The sequence below is a fragment of the Mesorhizobium sp. P2_F8 genome (genome assembly GCF_056403655.1).
Genome location: NZ_JBFUFB010000003.1, coordinates 257,562 through 273,310 on the forward strand (window position 1 = coordinate 257,562; position 15,749 = coordinate 273,310).

Consider the following 15,749-nt stretch of genomic DNA (forward strand, 5'->3'; position numbering starts at 1 on the left):
AGGTTTACTTCATTGGCGCCGCTGAGACCGAGCGATATATGCTTGGAAGGAGCAAAGTTACTCGATGGTCGCGTCTGAAAGGCCGCTGCCTCCCTCTAGCGATCAGGCAGTCGACTATGCGGGCGACCACTACAGCTTTGAGAACTTTCAGCTATGGCCGACTAGCCGCGCGCTAGTTCGCGACATGGTGCCGATCCCAATCGGCGGACGCGCCCTTGATCTGCTGATTGCGTTGGTCGAACGCGCGGGCCAGGTGGTGAGCAAGGCAGAACTCTTCTCCTTGGTTTGGCCGAGCATGGCCATCGAAGAGAGCAATCTGAGGGTTCACATTGCGGCGGTCCGCAAGGCACTGGGCGATGGCCGGTCAGACGCGCGATTTATAGCGAGCGTTCCAGGACGGGGCTATTCTTTCGTCGCAGACGCCATTCGAAGCTCGCCCCGAACTGGCAGTGCACCCCGGACGGCGGTGCCGGCCCCGTCGCTGGACCACGCCGACTCTCCTGCAGTCCTGACACCTATCTTCGGGAGAGACGACATTATCGCCGAGCTCGCCGACCAGCTTCCGAGGAAGCGCTTGATAACGATTACCGGAACGGGAGGTATTGGAAAGACGGTCGTTGCGCTCGCCGTCGCGCAACGAGTTGCGGACGCGTATCGCGACGGCGTGCAAATTATCGACCTTGCCGGATTGCCGCGGCCTTCGCTGCTCGCAGCCGATCTCGTATCGCTGCTTCGGCTGCCCGCTGTTGACGACAAGGACCCGCTGCAGACGTTTCGCAGGCACCTGCGTTCGCGGCAACAGCTGATCGTGCTCGACAACTGCGAACATGTTCTCGATAGGGCGAGCGAAATCGCCGAAGCGATCGTGACGCACGCACCCGATGTCCATCTGCTGATCACAAGCCGGGAGCCGCTGCGGGCCGCTTTTGAATGGGTGCAGCGACTGACCCCTTTGGAGGTCCCTCAGACAACATTGGACCTTCGTGCGGCTGAAGCCATCCGATTTTCGGCCGTGCGGCTCTTTGTCGAGCGCCTGCGTGCATGGGATGGAGCCTTTGAGCTGACCGATGATGACGCGCGCGTTATTGCCGAGATTTGTGCGCGATTGGATGGGCTGCCTCTTGCCATTGAGCTGGCCGTGACGCGGGTTCCGCTATTCGGACTGAGGGGCCTCGTCGATCGCCTTGATGACCGCTTCAGCATCTTGACGAAGGGCCGGCGAACCGCCGTATCACGCCACCAGACACTGAGTTCGATGATCGATTGGAGCTATGAAGGTTTAGGCGAGGCGGAAAGGGCGATTTGGCGCCGCCTCAGTGTTTTCCCCGGCCCCTTCACGCTCGAAGCCGTCGAGGCGGTCGTCAACGATGGGATCGGCGATGACCTCAGCACAATCGACGTTCTGGACGACCTTCTTCAGAAATCGTTGATCGTTGCCGACTTGACCGGCACGTATCCTCGGTATCGTCTTCTTGAATCGCTTCGGCTCTATGCCTCCACCAAACTCCTAGACAACGGCGAGATCCAATCCTTGAAGCGCCGTCATGCGCAATATTGCTATGAGCGCTCGGTCGACGCCGGTGACAACTGGGTCGAGGTGCCAGACGCGGACTGGCTCGCCCAGCACAGCAGCGAAGTAGCCGATCTTCGCGCCGCCATCGATTGGGCGTTCGCGCCGGGCGGAGACCCGGTGCTTGGCGTAAAGATCACAGCAGCCTCAGCGCCGATTTGGTTCAAAATGCTTCTCCTCCCCGAACTGCGGCGCAACCTGGAGCGCGCCATTGCGCTTGTCGACGGGATGCCGGAAATCGACGATGGCGTGCGCATCCGTCTCTACATCGCGCTCGGCCACGCGATCTTCCACGGTATCGGGCCTGTGCCCGAGGTCGCGGCGGCTCTCGGCGAAGCGCACAGAATTGCGCAGCGGGTGGGCGATTTCAATTACCAACTCCAGGCGCTGTGGGGTCTTTACGGCCACCACTCGACCTATGGCACCTACGAACCGATGGCGGCGGCGGTGTCGGATGTTGCGGCGCTCTTTGCCCAACATCCAATACCTATCATCGCGGCGACTTACCATCGAATGTCGGCGCTCAGTCTGCACCTCCTGGGCGACCAGGACGCCGCCCTGCACCATGCCGAGGAAGCACTTCGATACCCGGCCATTCAACGCCACGACGGCGGCTTTGTCTACGACCATGAGACGGCATCGAGCGCCCACTATTGTCGTATTCTCTGGATCACGGGGCGCGCCGAACGGGCCAATCAGGTGCTCGCCCACACGCTTGAGCATGTGAACCGGATCGATCAGGTATTTGCGTTCGGATATTTCCTGGTTTTCGGCGCTTGCCCGCTTGCAATTTGGAATGGCGACCTTGCGGGCCTGCAGCAATATGTCGACTTGCTGCTTGATGAGGCGATCGGCGTTCCCCTTACGATCTGGCGTACCGAGGGTGAGTTCTACGCACGCGTGCTCGTTTTTCTTAAGATGCCGGAATCCCAGCGCACGTGGGTGAATGTTGCCCAACTATTTCGGCAAAAGCTTACACCATATCAGACGGAGCGGTTGAGCACATTTGCCGACCGCATGCTACATCCAGAACCGCTTGCCCAAGCACTTGCCGGCGGGACCAATTGGTGTACCGCCGAAATTCTCCGCAGACACGGCGAGGCGCTACTTATGGACGATGGTGCCGACCGATTGCCTGACGCGGAGGCGCTCTTCCTCCGGGCGATCGAAATCAGCCGAATGCAGAAGGCACTGATCTGGGAACTGCGGAACACCCTCAGCCTAGCGAAACTGTGGCGCGAAACGGCCCGAACCTCTCAGGCGCGTGACATCCTTAGTCGCGCATGTGATTGCTTCCCCGAAGGTTCGGCAATGCCTGAGTTTGTGGAAGCTAAGGCCCAGCTCAGAGCGCTCTGCTAGCCTTGCCGCCCGTTGGCCGACAGACATGGACCGACCCCGTTGCCCTATGGTGGGGAGCCAACCGGTCCCCGAGTATGTCGAAATCTGTCTCGGTCCACCGGACGCCCCCGCGCCAAAGGAAGTGGACAGGCGATCATTATGTCCGGTCTAAGAGTCAAGTCACGACATCGAACCTTGGAAAGTTGAAGGTCCACTATCGTTCTTCCGTGGCCATAAGCCCACCTACTGCTGTCGGCCCTATCAAGACGTTCAGCATGTAGCCGGTCAGCGTCCGCTACTGGCCCTAGTAGACCCTGCCGATTTCTCGCGCACGTGCCAAGTTCCGCCCCCTCGCATTAACCATTCGTTAACCATTCACTCGCTAGCGTTTACCTATCAGTAAGGATTCGCCGCCAGTGACTTTTGCCGCTCCCCTCGAGGCCAAATCCATTCGCTTTCGCGCCCGCTCGTTCGTCGCGTTCACGCTGACGCCGGAGGCGCCTTTGGGTGCCTGGCTGGAGGGGCTCGATCACTGGATCGGCAACTCGCCCGGCTATTTCAGCGGCCGGCCGGTGCTGCTCGATCTGAACACGCTGAAGCCGCAGCCAAGCGATATCGCGGCGCTGGTGGCGGAACTCGCCACGCGCGGCATTCGCATCTATGCCATCGAGCTCGAAGGGGCCGCGCTTGGCGCCGAATTGCCGCCGGTGCTGGTCGGCGCCAAGGAGGCGACGACCGATGGTTTGCTGCCCGGCCGCAAGGCGAGGGCGGACGAGAAGGCCGAGGGCAAGGCGCCAGAGGTTCGCGCGGACGCGGAACGCGCAGGTGCCGGACGCGCCGATGTGGGGCGCCCGCAGGCTGACAAGGTTGGCGCAAGCAAAGCAGGCGAGAGCGAGCCGCAGGTTGGGCACGAAGCTTCGGGCACGCTGATGATCAAGTCGCCGATCCGCTCCGGCCAGGCGATCGTGCATCCGCATGGCGATGTCATCGTGCTCGGCTCGGTCGCGTCCGGGTCGGAGATCATCGCGGCGGGCTCGATCCATGTCTACGGCACGCTGCGCGGGCGCGCTTCGGCGGGTGCGCTCGGCAACAAGGGCGCGCGCATCTTCTGCCGCCGCAACGAGGCCGAGCTTCTGGCGGTCGACGGCTGGTACGTGACTGCCGAGGAGATGGAAGGCGTTTCGCGCGGCAAGCCAATCCAGGCATTTCTCGACGGGGACGGGCTGCGCGTCGCGCCGCTCAGCTGACATATGTTGCGGCCGGCAGGGCCGCTCGACCAACGACATAACAACAACGGAGGCATTTTCATGGGCAAGGTAGTGGTGGTCACCTCGGGCAAGGGGGGCGTTGGCAAGACGACCTCGACGGCAGCCCTGGGCGCCGCGGTCGCCAAGACCGGCAAGAAGGTGGCGCTCGTCGATTTCGACGTCGGCCTGCGCAACCTCGACCTGATCATGGGCGCCGAGCGCCGCGTGGTGTTCGATCTCGTCAACGTCATCCAGGGCTCGGCGAAACTTTCGCAGGCGCTGATCCGCGACAAGCGGGTGGAGACGCTGTTCCTGCTGCCGGCCTCGCAGACGCGCGACAAGGATGCGCTGACCGAAGACGGCGTCGGCGAAGTCATCGACAAGCTGCGCTCGGTGTTCGACTATGTGTTCTGCGACAGCCCGGCCGGCATCGAGCGCGGCGCGCAGCTCGCCATGCGCTTTGCCGACGAGGCGGTCATCGTCACCAATCCGGAAGTGAGCTCGGTGCGCGATTCCGATCGCATCATCGGCCTGCTCGACGCCCGCACGCTGCGGGCCGAGCATGGCGAGCAGATCGCCAAGCATGTGCTGGTCACGCGCTACGACGCGGCGCGCGCCGCGCGCGGCGAAATGCTGTCCATCGACGATGTGCTGGAGATCCTGTCGACGCCGCTGCTCGGCATCATTCCCGAGAGCCAGGATGTGCTGAGGGCCTCCAACCTCGGTTCGCCGGTGACGCTTTCGGAGCCGCTCAACGCGGCTGCCAAGGCTTATATCGATGCTGCAAGGCGGCTCGAGGGCGAGGACTTGCCCGTCGTCGTGCCGTTCGAACGCAAGGGTTTCCTCGATCGTCTTTTGGGAAGGAGGGCGGCATGAACCTGCTCGACATCTTCAAGCGGCGCTCCAGTGCGCCGGTGGCGCGCGAGCGGCTGCAGGTGCTGCTCGCCTATGAGCGCCGCAACCGCAGCCAGCCCGACCTGGTCTCCATCCTGCGCGAGGAGATCATGGCCGTGATCGCCAAGCATGTGCAGATCGACCAGGACTACCTGCAGGTCTCGATGGACCGCGGCGAGACCATGTCGACGCTGGAAATCGACATCCAGATCCCCAACAAGAGCGCCGTGCCGCTGGCGATGGCGGGCTGATTTTTTACCCTCCCCTTGTGGGGAGGGTCGATCCGCAAAGCGGATGGGGGCGGGGGGGTCGGCGCCAGGCACCCCCACCCGAACCTGCGGTCTCGTCTGCCGGGTCCCCGCTGCTGCGCAGCGTCCCGGCGTTCGCTGCCTTTCATCGTGCCACCGGCACGATGAATTCGCTTCGCGAACCGATGGCTTACCCCCACAAGGGGGAGGTGGGGAGATCGCGAAGCGGTCGGAGAGGGGGCCTGCCACGCCGGCAAGCTTCCTCTGAATTCATTTGGGGGTCGAGCCTGTCCCCCACTTCCGTAGGGCGAGAAACCTACATTTTGTGGAGGGTCGGCGCCAACCCACCTACGTTTGGTACCTCCACTTTTGGGGTAGCGTGGTCAGTCTCGCCTGCGGCAATCATCTTGCCGTATGGTAAGCCGGAATGAGACAAGTTTTCTCCGAGGCACCTCTGGAGCTCACGCGCGGCGGCGCGGGCTTTGCCACGAAAAATGGTGCGCGGCGGCGACTTCAAGCCACTGGACGCAAGCGAGAAATCCCCTAGTTTCAGCATTCTACAGGCGGGGCTTCCCATACGGAAGCCGCGGATGTAATGATACATTAGCATTTTGTTAAGTACTGGGTTGGGTATGGGTAGGGGAGTTCGGGCATGAACTTCAAGGGCTTGATCAAGCGCGCTGAAGACGTAGATACCGCACTACAGGAACTGCAGATCGATCTGGCGGATGCGCTGGACGCTAGTCTCAACGCCGAGGACGAGGCGCCGCCAAAGAGCGACGAGGTCCCGGATTCCACGGCGGCACCTGACGACCCGCCACCCGAGGCCAATGCGGCAAACACGGATGGTGCGGAGAATGCAGACGGTGCGGGCAATCCGGACAGTCCCGAAACCGGGCCGCGGCTGACGTCCCACGCCCAGACCCGACTGGCTGCGTTAAGCGCCTTCGAAGGGCTGTTCCATGACGCCAGGGACTATATGGAGGAGATCACCGGCAAGCTGTCGGAGATCGCGACCTCACATCACCTGACGCGCGAATACCTCAACATCCTGCATGGCGACATTCTTCGCGCCAACGAGCTGGAGCTGGCCAATGCCGGCCTCCTCGCCGAACAAAGAACGCTGTCGGAAAAGCTGCACGATGCGGGGCGAAAGCTGCGCGAGCGTGAAAGCACCTGCGAGGTGCTGCAACAGCGCGAGACAAGCCTGGTCCAGGACAGGGACGCACTTCGCGCGACGCTTGCCGCGACAAGGCTGGAACTCGCGGAGGCAGCCAATGCGAGCGCAAAGCGCGACGCGGACTTCGGCGACATCGCCAAGCGGCTGACCGCCAGGACCGTCGAGGCCAACAGGCGCTTGCGCGAGAGCAAGATGCTGCGCGAAAAGCATGTCAGCCTGTCGATGGAGCTCGACAAGGCGCTGAAGCGGGAATCCCAGGCGCGCCACCGGCTCGACGAGCTCTCGGCGATCCATGCCAGCGAAGCAGCGCGGTTTGCGGAACTGCTCGCCGCGCTCGCAAAGAGCGAGAAAGAGGAGGTGCGGCTCCAGAAGTCGCTCGAGGCCGCACAGGCGAAGCTTTCGGGAATGAGCGAAGCGGCCAGCATGGTGGAAGGCGACCGGGAAGCGGAACTGGCGCGCAGCCAGACGCAAATGCGCGGGTTGCGTTCCGAGATCGAGGACCTGCAATCGCGGCTGGAGTGGGCCTCGAACGAGAACAGCGATGCCACCGGCGAGATCGCCAGGCTCAAGACTGAATTGAACGACACGCTGGCCGAAAAGAAAATCGCCGACGAAAAATTGTCCGCGCTCATCGAAGAGAACGAAAGCGACAAGGCGAGCCTTTCGAAAGTGAACGCCAATTTTTCACAGCTTGTGCTGCAACAGGCGTCGGAACAGATACAGCTCGATGTCCAGAGGCAGGAATGCGAGGACCTCAGGGCCGAAATCGTGTCGCTCAATGCCAGGATCAAGGAATTGCTGCCCTACGAGCGGCTCCACAAGGCCACCAGCGGCAGACCGCGCGAAGGCACCGTGGTCGAGATCACCGGGGTGGTGGCGGAGAAAGCACGTGCAACGGGCAGGCGGCGCGCCCGCAGGAACCTCCGCGCGGCGCCGTAGCTTTATTTCGCGGGCTCGCCGCGACGTCGCTTCGCTCCCGCCCCGCCTGGGGCGGCGAGCGGCTCGTGCTGGTAAAGCTCGTCCATGGTGAGCGATGCCAGCGCGCCGAAAGGCGCCTGCTTTTTCACCCGGCCGCCGCTCAGGATCACCACGTCGTCGCAGAACGAGATGGTGCTGTGATGGTGGCTGATGACGATGGTCGTGCGGCGGCCGGCTCTCGACTTCAGGGTCTCGACGATGGCTGCCTCCGATAGCCCATCGACGGCATTGGTGGCCTCGTCCAGGATCAGGAGATCGGGATCGCGCACCAGGGCCCTGGCCAGTGCGATCCGCTGTCGCTGTCCCGCCGAGAGGTTGATACCCCTGTAGCCGACGAGCGTGTCGTAACCGAGCGGGAGCCGTTCGATGAATTCGTGCGCCTCGGCCAGTCTCGCGGCACGCTCGGCTTCGGCGGCCGTGGCCGCGTCCTGCCCGTAGGTTATGTTTTCAAAAATGGTGCCGTCGACCAGCTCCAGCTCCTGGCTGGCCAATGCGATGTGCTGGCGCCACTGGCTGGCGTCGATCCCGTCGAGCGGTGATCCATCGACGAGAATCCTGCCGGTGTCAGGCTCCACGAAGCGGCACAGAAGATTGACGATCGTTGTCTTGCCGGCGCCCGAGCGGCCGATCAGTGCCGTCGAGCGGCCGCCGCGGATATCAAAAGTCGCCGAATGCAGCACTACCTCACGCCGGTCCGTGCCGGAATAGGTGAACGTCACGTCATCGAACCTGATGCCCTGGCGCAAGCCGTGGAACGGCCCGTCGCCTTGCGGCGGTGGAGGCTTGCCGGACGGATCCAGCATCCATGTCACCTCTTCGAGCGATCCGCTCAGGCCTTGCAGCTGGCTCCACGACCCTTGCAGGGCCCGCATATGCGGCTGCAGCCTGTAGAGCAGGATGACAAACGCGATGATCAGCGGGAAATTCACCTGGGCCAGCCAGGCGCCGATCACCACCGCCAGAAACAGCGCGGCGTGGAGAACCTCCGTCAGCGGCGGCAACGCTCCCTGGCGCACAAGCAGGACGAAGGAGGCGCGGCGGACCGCATCGGACGCCGTATCGAATATCGCCTTCTCCCGGCTCTCCTGTCCAAAGATGCGGATCAGCCGTCCGGCATGCACCAGATGGAGCATCTGCGATGCGAGGTGCGAGTTGCGCGAGGCGACGCTGCGGCTGGGCCCCTTCAGATTGGCCGACAGGATGGCGTGCGCGATCTGGACGACGGCCAGTCCCAGCGTGACCAACAGCGTCATGCGCCACGAAAGCAGCAGCAGGAAAGCCAGCAGGATGATGGCGGCCGATGCGCTGACGATGGCCGACAGCATGATCTGGATCGCATCCGATGCCCGCCAGGATTCGTTGGAGATGATGTTGAGCAGCCGTCCTGGACTCTGCCGCAGGAAGAATGGGTAGCCGACCCGCAACAGCCGCTCCGACAAAGCGCTGCGGATCGAATGACTAGCCTTGCCGTAGATGAAGGTCGTCAGCAGCGTGTTGGCGAAGGCGAAAATGTTCTTCAGGACGATCGAGCCGAGGATGGCGACCGAAATGACCATAAGCCGGTCGCGCTCGCTGAGGCCCGATCCGACATGCTGGAGGACGGCGGAGAAGCCGCCCATTCCCGCTGCGTCCCCGTGTCCCATGATAATGCCCAGCAACGGGATGATCAGGCCGATGCCGAACCCTTCGAGGACGGCGCTGACCAGGCCGAGCACCACCACGGCCGGAAGCAGGCGCAGTTGCTTCTTTCCGAACGTCCGGAACAGCATCGGCAGGCTGGGCGGTAGCAATGACATTATAGCGGTTCAACTCGCTTCGGCATTTGCCTGTTGATCTTGTCGCACCGGCGCACCCTGCGCCCGTCTCGCCAGCAGGAGAACCGCGAATCTGGCGGCGCCGAGCAAATTCATGCCGACGATCGGCCAATGCGACAGGTTGAGTTCACGATCGAACGCAGGCCCGCCCGCCGATTCCCGGAAAGCGGCTCTCGCGGCCCAGTAGAAATGACGCAGCAGCCAGGGAGCATGGCGAACATGTTTCAGGCAGAGCCCGCCATTACCCAGGCTGTAGTCGCGGTGGAGCTTTTCGATGGATTTGCGATCGCGCCGGCCGTGATGATGGAAGATCGTCATGTCCGGCACATATTCGACCGCGATGCCGAGCAGCACCGCGCGCACGAGATAGTCGGTATCCTCCGCCGATCGCAACGGCCCGCCGGCGCCGAAACGTTCGTCGAAATTGCCGATACGGGCCGCGACATCGCGGTGCATCGTCATGTTGCAGCCCAGCACGAAACCGCCGGGATGGACATCCGGTGTCAGCCGCTCACGTACCCGCGAGCGCTTGATCGTGAAGGGCAAATCCCTGGGATCGCCAAGTTCGACACGGCCGCCCCGGATGAGCCATTGTTCCCCGGACGCATAGTGTCGCTCCAGATCGCGCAGGTAGTCGCAATGGACCGCGCAGTCATCATCGACAAAGACCAGCACACGGCCCCGCGCGCGCTTCAGTCCGGCGTTACGGGCAGTCGCCAATCCGGGGCGGGGCTCGTAAACCGGCGTGAATGGAATGTCCGACATGGCGGCGATGCTGGCCAGGCGTTCCGCCGTACGGTCGCTCGAGCCGTTGTCGACGACCACCAGTTCGGCGGCGAAGCCGGCATGGGCGCGGCACGCGGCCTGCACCGACTTGATGCAAGCCTCGAGCACGGCGACGCGGTTGCGCGTGCAGATGATGAAGCTGACTTCTGGCGCCGATCGTTCCGGGCGGGAATTGGCCGGGACGGCGCCGAGCGCCGTCGAACGATCGCGCTGCAGGGGTTGGTGGGCTTTGACGGTCATCCCTCTAACTCAACTGATAAGGCGCCAGGACCGTCTCGGCGGGCGCGGATTTGAAGAAGTATGCCAGGGCGTCCGCCTGCCTGCCGGCCGACAACGAGGCAAGGCTGAGCCAGGGCGCCCAGGAGCCCGGCCGCAGCGCATATTTCTCCCGGCGCCGGATAAAGTTCCATTTCGTGGTCCGCGTCAGCAATTCATGCGTCAACTGGGGCTGCTTTTCGTCGGCGACGAGCTGGTAGAGGAAATAGAACAGGTTCAGCGCGCCGGCCTCGAAGCTCCGCCGTGTCTCGGCCGGCAGCGAGCAGATCTCCTCCTCCAGCGCGACGATGAAGTTGGCCGCACGGGTAACGGTGTCGAGGCTGACCGTATCGCCGATGTCGCGCAGGTCCCGCGTGGTTTCCGCAAGGCCCTCGCGCTCGAGATTCTCCGCCACGATCCGCAAATGAGTCCTGCGCATCTCCTTGCTGTGCCGGCTGGTCACGCTTCCCGCATGGACACGGTAGACGACCAGGTTTTCGGGCATCATGGCTGCCGGGTAGCGGCCGGCCAGTCGCCTGAAAAGATCGAAATCCTCGGCGTGCCTGTAGGTCTTGTCGTAGTGGAGATCGTCGTCTTCGATGACCTTCCTGTTGTAGACGACCGTCGGATGCATGAAGATGGTGAAGAACATCGCCAATATGGGAATGCGGCCGAACTGGAACACCGGATCGGGCTTGCCCCTGGCGATGCGGCCGCGGATCAACATGTCGACCCCGGCGCCGCAGAAGCCAAGTTCGGGCCGCCGCTCGAACAGCGCCACCTGGCGCGACAGGCGCCAGGGATAGGCGACGTCGTCCGCGTCCATCCGTGCGACCAGGTCGCCCTGGGCTTTCTGCAGCCCTTCGTTGAGCGTCGCGACGAGGCCGCGGTTTTCGCGCGAGATGATCGAGATGCGGCTGTCGGCTTGCCGGTATCGCTCGAGGATCTCGAGCGAATTGTCGGTCGACCCGTCATCGATGGCGATGACCTCCACGCGGCAGTAGTCCTGCCGCAGGATGCTTCCCAGCGCGGCGGCGAGATAGGGCCCGGCATTGTAGACCGGCAGCAGGACTGAGACGAGCGGCGCGGCGGTCATCGAGTCGCATCCGTTTGCTGTAGGTCGAGCGATGGCGCTGGGCCATCGGGCGATCGGCCGGGCGCCCTCGTGGCCCAGCCGGCGCGGTCGGCGCGTGCCGGCGCGGCATGGGTGCGCGCCACATAGGGGAAGTGGCGCTTCAGGCGGTTGAGCGGCCTTTCGAAAACCACCCAGGAAATCGAGGCCACGACAATCGTGGCGGCGCTCGCAACCAGCAACCGCCCTGGCCCTTGCTCCGAGACATTGAGCGGAATCCACGGCTGCGACTTGACTGCGAGCGACAGCAATATCGGATGATAGAGATAAACGCCGTAGCTGATGCGACCCAAAGCCAGCAACGGCGGCAGCTCGGCAAGCTTGCCGAGGGTGCCGCCAAGGCCGCTCGAACAGGCGGCGACGATGGCCATCAACGGCACTAGGGGCAGGACTTGCAGCAGCAGCCAGCGCGCCCATTCCAGTGTCGGATCGGGAGGCGCCGGGACAAACCACTCGATCATCAGGAATGCGGCCGCGAAGGCAGGCCAGCCCAACCGCATCCATTGCGGCAGGGCAGCACCTCTGGACCGCCAGCAGGCAAGCAGCGCACCTGACGCCAGCGCATCCATGGATGCCGGCGGCAGCAGGTCGCGTGCCAGCGCCGGGTTGGCGGTGACCGGCCAGTAGAAGCGATAGGCCAGCGACAGCAGGATGATGCCCATGCAGATCGGCTCGAAGCGCCGGCGCGGGACCAGCAGGACGATCAGTGGCCAGGCGACATAGAACTGCTCCTCGATGCTCAGGCTCCAGAAATGGCACAGCACCCAGGGCGTCCAGTCATTGCGCAGCGCATACCAGAAATTCGACAGATAGAGCGCATGCCAGAGCAGCGATGGCCTGGCCTGTTCCAGGTCGAAAACCCAAACGAAACCCAGGACGGCGAAATAGGGAGGAAATATCCGCAGCGCCCGCCTGATGTAGAAGGCTCGCAACGCGGCGCCGGTTTCAAATTCGGCGGCCGAACGCGCTTCCAGCAGCAGGCGCGTGATCAGGAAGCCGCTCAGCACGAAGAACAGCCGCACGCCGATATGGCCCCAGAAGGATGATCCTCCGGCCGCGAAGAAATGGGAGTACAGAACCATCGTTACGGCGATGGCCCTCAATGCATCCAGTTGGATGTCGCGGGTGTTTCCCATCAACAGCGTCCGCCGGCGTGATGTCCGCGATGAAGCCGCAAGCCGGCCATTTCGAACGGCAGGCCAAGGCGGACGAGACCCGCCACGGGGCCGGCGCCATCAAACCCGCGCTTTGCGAGTCCGCTCAGGCCGGGCTCGAAATCGACGGACAGGCAGCTCAATTCGGTCAAGCCAGGGAATCCTTCACGGCCTATGTCCAGTCGCTAAACGAGTCCCCCGGACGATGGTTCGGCTACCGCATTGTGCAGCGCAACACAAAAAATTTACCAGGCCGAAATACTTGTGTGAGCAAGCGATAAAGGTTGACAAAGCTGCCCGGATTTCGCCCTTTTTGGTGATTTCCCCGAGCAATTCAACCCTGCCGTTGAGCTGTATGGATCTGCCTGCTCCGGTTGATTGGAAAAAACCCCAGCTTGGAGAATAAGAAAAGCTCAGATCTTTCTTAAATCGGCCGCGAAACTCGAAAATCTATAATTTACCATACGAACTTTTCCTCGGTTACACATGGAATGAATTGGAATTATTGGGTTTTGCGCGATGCAGCATGATCGCCGGCTTTTTCGTGGGTTGCCCGCACGGTTCGCTCCTCCCAAAGCAGGCATCCGCCCAACGGGAAGCCGCAAGCAAAGCCCTTCACCCGGCAGAGCGGGCTTGCGCATAGGGAAAGATCAGCTCACCAGAGGCGAAGTCTGGTGGCGACACCACGATCTGCCTCGATCCGTTGCGGAACTGGCCAGCCTCATGGCCGGAGATGCCTTGGAACTGAACCTGCAGGACGCGTGGCCGCGCCCATTCGCCGTTCACCCCGAAGCTGACGGCGCCCATGACGGTGTCGAAGATCGCTTCGCGCGTGTATGCCGACAGGGCGGCGTCGTCGAGGCCGCCGTTCGCCTCGATTGCCTGGGCAACCACCTGCATCTGCGCAAAGGCGAGCGGCGCCATATAGTGCCCCAAGAGGTCGACGCCGGCATCGCCGGCTCGCGCCTGGTAAGTGTCCAGAAACTCCTGAACGCCGGGGAACATCATCCTGGCGACGGGGACCCAATATTCGTAATTGACGAAGCCATTGAGCAGCGGGCCGAGCGCCGTTTTCACCGCCGTGTTCTGTGGCCCGATCATGCCGGCGCCAACCATCTTCGGGCGGAACCTGTGCGCATGGATGGCGCGCACGAGATCGATCGAATCCTGGAGGTAGGAACAGAGGAACAAGAGGTCGCAGCCGCTCTTGGCGACGGCATCAAGGACCGGCTTGAAGTCGGTTGTCGTCAGCGGATAAGTGGCCTCATGAACGATGCTGAAGTCGTATTTGTCGGCGTTTGCCTTGGCGCCGAGAATGGGATTCCTGGAAAATTCGGCGTCGGCGGACAAGAGCGCTACGGTCGCTGGCCGCGGCTTCTGCTGCGCGGCGAGCGTGAAGAATCCTTCGGTCAGTGCCGCGTTCGGATCCGGCCCGGTCGGGATCATGGCGAAATAGTTGGGATAGGCGAGCGCGTTGTTGACGCCGAGGCCCATCAGACCGACGAAGAATCGCTGCCCTTTGATGATCAGCGGCATTGCCGGCAAAACCGTGTTGGTGCCATAGCCGCCGATGACCAGGTCGACCTTGTCGTCGTCCATCAGCCGCTTGTAGAGGCCAGGCACGAGCGAGGCATCACCATGGTCATCATGACAGACAAGTTCGACAGGGCGGCCGAGCAATCCGCCCCGTCTGTTGGTGTCTTCTCGCCAGATGTCATGCGCGAGCCGCGCCGGCCGGCTGTTGCCCGCGAGCGAGCCGGTCAGCGACAGGCAGTAGCCGATGCGGATGGGCACGGCGGACATGGCTAGCCTCTCCCGAAGTACGGGCCTCTTGACGTGCGGGCCTGCTCAGGCGCCGACTTTGGCGCGGGTGGCGAGCAGCTGCATTTCCCAGGCGAAGGCGACGCCACTGGCACCGCCATGTTCGGCTACGACGCCGGCGACACCGGCGGCCGTGTCTTCGCGCGCCCAGTCACGCTGCCATTCGCCGAGAACCGCCATCCAGGTGATCGGCACCGCGCCTGCGGCGACCATGCGTCGCACGGCCATGTCATGCGCTTCCAGCGAGACGCCGCCTGAAGCATCCGTGACGATGAAGACGTCATAGCCTTCGGCCAGCGCCTGGATCGCTGGCATGGCCAGGCAAATCTCGGTGTAGAGCGCGGCCAGCACGAGCTGCTTGCGCCCGCTCTTCTTCACGATGTCGGCGACTTTGGGGTCTTGCCAGGTGTTGATGAAGGTGCGGTCGATCGGTTTCTGGCCCGGAAAGACGTCCTGCAGCCCCTTGATGATGTAGCCGCCGCGCTCTTCGAGCACGGTGGTCAGGATCGTCGGGACATTGAAGACCTTGGCCGTCTTGGCGAGGCCGACGACATTGTTGACGATCATCGTCGGCTCGTGGCTGTTGAGATTGGTGAACTGGTAGGGCTGATGGTCGATCAGCACCAGAATGCTGTCTTCGGGGCGAAGCAGGGCTTCGAGACCGGCTTTGGGCATGGGAAACTCCTTGGATATGCGGGCGACTGGTTAAAGCGCGTCGTGTTGAAACGGCTTCAGTCGACGCGCCTTAAGTTTCTGTTTTTTGTGCATGTCGTTGTCCCAAACCGCTGCGCACTTTTGGGCGACATGCATCAGGCGCCGGCGGGATCGAGAAAAACGTAAAGGGAATGGATGAGGTCGCCCTGGAAATGCGCGACATCAGTGCCGGTCACGGCGACGGGACCGTTGGGCGGGCCGGATTGCCAGCGCAGCCGCCCGATGCCGTGGTGACCGACGGCAGGGCCGGTCGCCGTGAAGACGAAGTCTGCCGGCAGGCTCGACAGCAGCGCTTCCACCGCCTGATTGATGGCGATATGGCCCGTTGCCGCCGCATGCGGTTCATATAGCACCGCGTCGTCGGCATAGATTTTTGCAATGGCGCTCATCCGGCGGACGGCATCGCGCTCGCCGAACACGCGGGCAAGGTTAGCCTGCATCAGGGCATCATAGTTGATCGGTTCTGCGGTCATCTTCCACCTTCCGGATCAGGAGTTCCGGGGAGGCGGATGTCGCAAAGTGCTCAATCCGATGTCTCGCCTGCCCGGTCGAGGGACTATTGCTCCATCATGGGGCGCAACGCACTGTTCGATCCTGCTATTTCCAGCCTGAATCCGC

At 62.9% G+C, this 15,749-nt stretch carries 13 protein-coding genes; 6 read left to right on the plus strand and 7 right to left on the minus strand.

Going from position 1 to position 15,749, the window contains the following annotated elements; translation table 11 throughout:
* The first annotated feature begins 64 nt into the window (after window positions 1–64).
* The 5 genes from AC1DZP_RS08560 (at window position 65) to AC1DZP_RS08580 (ending at window position 7,416) form a co-directional block, all read left to right on the plus strand.
* A complete protein-coding gene (locus AC1DZP_RS08560) occupies window positions 65–2,929 on the plus strand; it encodes an ATP-binding protein (protein WP_477301566.1) in 2,865 nt (954 codons plus the stop codon).
* Window positions 2,930–3,324: 395 nt separating this feature from the next.
* Complete coding sequence (minC, locus tag AC1DZP_RS08565) at window positions 3,325–4,155, plus strand: septum site-determining protein MinC (RefSeq protein ID WP_095091257.1); 831 nt, start codon at window positions 3,325–3,327, stop codon at window positions 4,153–4,155.
* Between the two features lie 60 nt (window positions 4,156–4,215).
* The gene (minD, locus tag AC1DZP_RS08570) at window positions 4,216–5,031 is read left to right on the plus strand and encodes a septum site-determining protein MinD (protein WP_477226767.1); all 816 of its coding nucleotides are present in this window, start codon (window positions 4,216–4,218) and stop codon (window positions 5,029–5,031) included.
* Window positions 5,028–5,300, plus strand: coding sequence for a cell division topological specificity factor MinE (minE, locus tag AC1DZP_RS08575; RefSeq protein WP_024501686.1), 273 nt, complete (start codon window positions 5,028–5,030; stop codon window positions 5,298–5,300). Before minD ends, minE begins: the two co-directional genes overlap by 4 nt.
* A 649-nt stretch (window positions 5,301–5,949) precedes the next feature.
* Window positions 5,950–7,416, plus strand: coding sequence for a coiled-coil domain-containing protein (locus AC1DZP_RS08580; protein WP_477301568.1), 1,467 nt, complete (start codon window positions 5,950–5,952; stop codon window positions 7,414–7,416).
* Between the two features lie 2 nt (window positions 7,417–7,418).
* Here AC1DZP_RS08580 and AC1DZP_RS08585 read toward each other — a convergent pair whose 3' ends face one another.
* The 4 genes from AC1DZP_RS08585 to AC1DZP_RS08600 are packed head-to-tail and all read right to left on the minus strand — an operon-like array spanning window position 7,419 to window position 12,578.
* On the minus strand, window positions 7,419–9,251 hold the full coding sequence (locus AC1DZP_RS08585; protein WP_477301570.1) for an ABC transporter ATP-binding protein: 1,833 nt from the start codon (window positions 9,249–9,251) through the stop codon (window positions 7,419–7,421).
* A gap of 9 nt (window positions 9,252–9,260) precedes the next feature.
* Window positions 9,261–10,295: a glycosyltransferase family 2 protein gene (locus AC1DZP_RS08590; RefSeq protein ID WP_477301572.1), complete on the minus strand. Its 1,035-nt coding sequence runs from the start codon at window positions 10,293–10,295 to the stop codon at window positions 9,261–9,263.
* Window positions 10,296–10,299: 4 nt separating this feature from the next.
* The gene (locus AC1DZP_RS08595; RefSeq protein ID WP_477301574.1) at window positions 10,300–11,406 is read right to left on the minus strand and encodes a glycosyltransferase family 2 protein; all 1,107 of its coding nucleotides are present in this window, start codon (window positions 11,404–11,406) and stop codon (window positions 10,300–10,302) included.
* Window positions 11,403–12,578: an acyltransferase family protein gene (locus AC1DZP_RS08600; RefSeq protein ID WP_477301576.1), complete on the minus strand. Its 1,176-nt coding sequence runs from the start codon at window positions 12,576–12,578 to the stop codon at window positions 11,403–11,405. Before AC1DZP_RS08600 ends, AC1DZP_RS08595 begins: the two co-directional genes overlap by 4 nt.
* A gap of 29 nt (window positions 12,579–12,607) precedes the next feature.
* Between AC1DZP_RS08600 and AC1DZP_RS08605 the strand changes: the two genes are divergently transcribed.
* Window positions 12,608–12,877 (plus strand): hypothetical protein, encoded by a 270-nt coding sequence (locus AC1DZP_RS08605; RefSeq protein WP_477301578.1) that lies wholly within the window; start codon window positions 12,608–12,610, stop codon window positions 12,875–12,877.
* Window positions 12,878–13,211: 334 nt separating this feature from the next.
* Here the strand turns inward: AC1DZP_RS08605 and AC1DZP_RS08610 are convergent, their stop codons facing one another.
* The 3 genes from AC1DZP_RS08610 to AC1DZP_RS08620 all read right to left on the minus strand — a co-directional run bounded on the left by AC1DZP_RS08610 (window position 13,212) and on the right by AC1DZP_RS08620 (window position 15,604).
* Window positions 13,212–14,399 carry an amino acid ABC transporter substrate-binding protein gene (locus AC1DZP_RS08610; protein ID WP_477301580.1) on the minus strand — a complete coding sequence of 396 codons (1,188 nt, stop codon included), beginning with the start codon at window positions 14,397–14,399 and terminating at the stop codon, window positions 13,212–13,214.
* A gap of 45 nt (window positions 14,400–14,444) precedes the next feature.
* Window positions 14,445–15,092, minus strand: a complete 648-nt coding sequence (locus tag AC1DZP_RS08615) for a hydrolase (RefSeq protein ID WP_477301582.1) — start codon at window positions 15,090–15,092, stop codon at window positions 14,445–14,447.
* A 134-nt stretch (window positions 15,093–15,226) separates the two neighbouring features.
* Window positions 15,227–15,604 (minus strand): nuclear transport factor 2-like protein, encoded by a 378-nt coding sequence (locus AC1DZP_RS08620; protein ID WP_477301584.1) that lies wholly within the window; start codon window positions 15,602–15,604, stop codon window positions 15,227–15,229.
* Window positions 15,605–15,749: the final 145 nt, after the last annotated feature.

Coding starts and splice junctions, on each gene's coding strand:
- AC1DZP_RS08560 (WP_477301566.1), top strand. CDS start 65: ATGGTCGCGTCTGAAAGGCCGCTGCCTCCCTCTAGCGATCAGGCAGTC.
- minD (WP_477226767.1), top strand. CDS start 4,216: ATGGGCAAGGTAGTGGTGGTCACCTCGGGCAAGGGGGGCGTTGGCAAG.
- minE (WP_024501686.1), top strand. CDS start 5,028: ATGAACCTGCTCGACATCTTCAAGCGGCGCTCCAGTGCGCCGGTGGCG.
- AC1DZP_RS08580 (WP_477301568.1), top strand. CDS start 5,950: ATGAACTTCAAGGGCTTGATCAAGCGCGCTGAAGACGTAGATACCGCA.
- AC1DZP_RS08585 (WP_477301570.1), bottom strand. CDS start 9,251: ATGTCATTGCTACCGCCCAGCCTGCCGATGCTGTTCCGGACGTTCGGA.
- AC1DZP_RS08590 (WP_477301572.1), bottom strand. CDS start 10,295: ATGACCGTCAAAGCCCACCAACCCCTGCAGCGCGATCGTTCGACGGCG.
- AC1DZP_RS08595 (WP_477301574.1), bottom strand. CDS start 11,406: ATGACCGCCGCGCCGCTCGTCTCAGTCCTGCTGCCGGTCTACAATGCC.
- AC1DZP_RS08600 (WP_477301576.1), bottom strand. CDS start 12,578: ATGGGAAACACCCGCGACATCCAACTGGATGCATTGAGGGCCATCGCC.
- AC1DZP_RS08605 (WP_477301578.1), top strand. CDS start 12,608: ATGAAGCCGCAAGCCGGCCATTTCGAACGGCAGGCCAAGGCGGACGAG.
- AC1DZP_RS08610 (WP_477301580.1), bottom strand. CDS start 14,399: ATGTCCGCCGTGCCCATCCGCATCGGCTACTGCCTGTCGCTGACCGGC.
- AC1DZP_RS08615 (WP_477301582.1), bottom strand. CDS start 15,092: ATGCCCAAAGCCGGTCTCGAAGCCCTGCTTCGCCCCGAAGACAGCATT.
- AC1DZP_RS08620 (WP_477301584.1), bottom strand. CDS start 15,604: ATGACCGCAGAACCGATCAACTATGATGCCCTGATGCAGGCTAACCTT.